The sequence below is a fragment of the Hydrogenophaga intermedia genome, from assembly GCF_023715105.1.
Taxonomy (GTDB): Bacteria; Pseudomonadota; Gammaproteobacteria; order Burkholderiales; family Burkholderiaceae_C; genus Hydrogenophaga; species Hydrogenophaga intermedia_A.
The window spans coordinates 245001-247500 of sequence record NZ_JAMBNO010000003.1 but is presented as its reverse complement, the minus strand read 5'-3'; the positions used below and the strand labels follow the sequence as shown (position 1 = coordinate 247500).

Annotated in this window: 1 tRNA gene and 1 rRNA gene (1 of these 2 running past the window's edge); both read left to right on the top strand. The window is 52.4% G+C overall.

The window, feature by feature from the left end:
* The first annotated feature begins 2 nt into the window (after positions 1-2).
* A tRNA-Ala gene (locus tag M3149_RS04540) sits at positions 3-78 on the top strand.
* Between the two features lie 359 nt (positions 79-437).
* Positions 438-2500 (top strand): 23S ribosomal RNA (locus tag M3149_RS04535); it runs 813 nt beyond the window's last position.

Sequence of the window (2500 nt, the reverse complement as noted above, 5' to 3'; positions counted from 1 at the left end):
CCGGGGGATTAGCTCAGCTGGGAGAGCACCTGCTTTGCAAGCAGGGGGTCGTCGGTTCGATCCCGTCATCCTCCACCACTTTCTTGTTCGCAAGAGACCACGCCCAAGCGTGTTGCGCCCTTCAAGGCGCGCAGCGCGCTTCGGTGTTGTCGATCTTGTGTTCGACAATCCCGCAGTCCTTCGAGGCTGCACGGCTGTTCTTTAAAAATTCATAGAGTCGAATCAGCGTTGCTGATGGAAAGCGCACTGTCGTAAAGGTCGGTGCGCACCGTGCCATCAGCAACATTTTGATTGCGTCAACGAATATTCAATTTGAACAAAAGCAAATTGGATGCGGCATAACGCGTCAGGTGAAAGACCTGACAAGCATTTGCTTGATGACTGTGGCGGCGAGGCTTGCGAGGGTGGCAACACTTTGGCAGGCGTCAAAGTTATAGGGTCAAGTGAATAAGAGCATGTGGTGGATGCCTTGGCGATGATAGGCGACGAAGGACGTGATAGCCTGCGATAAGCTTCGGGGAGCTGGCAAATTAGCTTTGATCCGGAGATTTCCGAATGGGGAAACCCACCTGCAAAGGTATCGCACGCTGAATACATAGGTGTGCGAGGCGAACCGGGTGAACTGAAACATCTCAGTAGCTCGAGGAAAAGACATCAACCGAGATTCCGAAAGTAGTGGCGAGCGAAATCGGAGGAGCCTGCAAGTGATAGCACAAGACTTAGCGGAACGCTCTGGAAAGGGCGGCCATAGTGGGTGATAGCCCCGTACGCGAAAAGACCTGTGTGGTACTGAGCTTGCGAAAAGTAGGGCGGGACACGTGAAATCCTGTCTGAAGATGGGGGGACCATCCTCCAAGGCTAAATACTCATCATCGACCGATAGTGAACAAGTACCGTGAGGGAAAGGCGAAAAGAACCCCGGGAGGGGAGTGAAATAGATCCTGAAACCGCATGCTTACAAAAAGTCGGAGCCCGCAAGGGTGACGGCGTACCTTTTGTATAATGGGTCAGCGACTTACATTCAGTGGCAAGCTTAACCGAATAGGGTAGGCGCAGGGAAACCGAGTCCGAATAGGGCGATTCAGTCGCTGGGTGTAGACCCGAAACCAAGTGATCTATCCATGGCCAGGATGAAGGTGCCGTAACAGGTACTGGAGGTCCGAACCGACTAGTGTTGCAAAACTAGCGGATGAGCTGTGGATAGGGGTGAAAGGCTAAACAAACTTGGAAATAGCTGGTTCTCTCCGAAAACTATTTAGGTAGTGCCTCAAGTATTACCGTCGGGGGTAGAGCACTGTTTTGGCTAGGGGGTCATGGCGACTTACCAAACCAAGGCAAACTCCGAATACCGATGAGTACAGCTTGGGAGACAGAGCACCGGGTGCTAACGTCCGGACTCAAGAGGGAAACAACCCAGACCGCCAGCTAAGGTCCCTAAAATTGGCTAAGTGGGAAACGAAGTGGGAAGGCTAAAACAGTCAGGATGTTGGCTTAGAAGCAGCCATCATTTAAAGAAAGCGTAATAGCTCACTGATCGAGTCGTCCTGCGCGGAAGATGTAACGGGGCTCAAGCCAGTTACCGAAGCTGCGGATGCACGAGCAATCGTGCGTGGTAGGAGAGCGTTCTGTAAGCCTGTGAAGGTGGCTTGTAAAGGCTGCTGGAGGTATCAGAAGTGCGAATGCTGACATGAGTAGCGTTAAAGCGGGTGAAAAGCCCGCTCGCCGTAAGCGCAAGGTTTCCTACGCAACGTTCATCGGCGTAGGGTGAGTCGGCCCCTAAGGCGAGGCAGAGATGCGTAGCTGATGGCAAGCAGGTCAATATTCCTGCACCGATCACAAGTGCGATGTGGGGACGGATCTTAATAGGTTATCCGGGTGTTGGATGTCCCGGTTTAGGCAGATGTAGGCGTGCGTTAGGCAAATCCGGCGCACACATACCGAGGCTGCCGATCGAGCGAGCTTGCTCGCGAAGTAACTGAAAGGGGTCCCAGGAAAAGCCACTAAGCTTCAGCTTGTGATCGACCGTACCGCAAACCGACACTGGTGCGCGAGATGAGTATTCTAAGGCGCTTGAGAGAACTCGGGAGAAGGAACTCGGCAAATTGACACCGTAACTTCGGAAGAAGGTGTGCCCTAGTAGTGTGTAGAGAACATCGAAGCACGAATGGGTTGCAAAAAATAGGTGGCTGCGACTGTTTATTAAAAACACAGCACTCTGCAAACACGAAAGTGGACGTATAGGGTGTGACGCCTGCCCGGTGCTGGAAGATTAATTGATGGGGTGCAAGCTCTTGATCGAAGTCCCAGTAAACGGCGGCCGTAACTATAACGGTCCTAAGGTAGCGAAATTCCTTGTCGGGTAAGTTCCGACCTGCACGAATGGCGTAACGATGGCCACACTGTCTCCTCCCGAGACTCAGCGAAGTTGAAATGTTTGTGATGATGCAATCTCCCCGCGGAAAGACGGAAAGACCCCATGAACCTTTACTGTAGCTTTGTA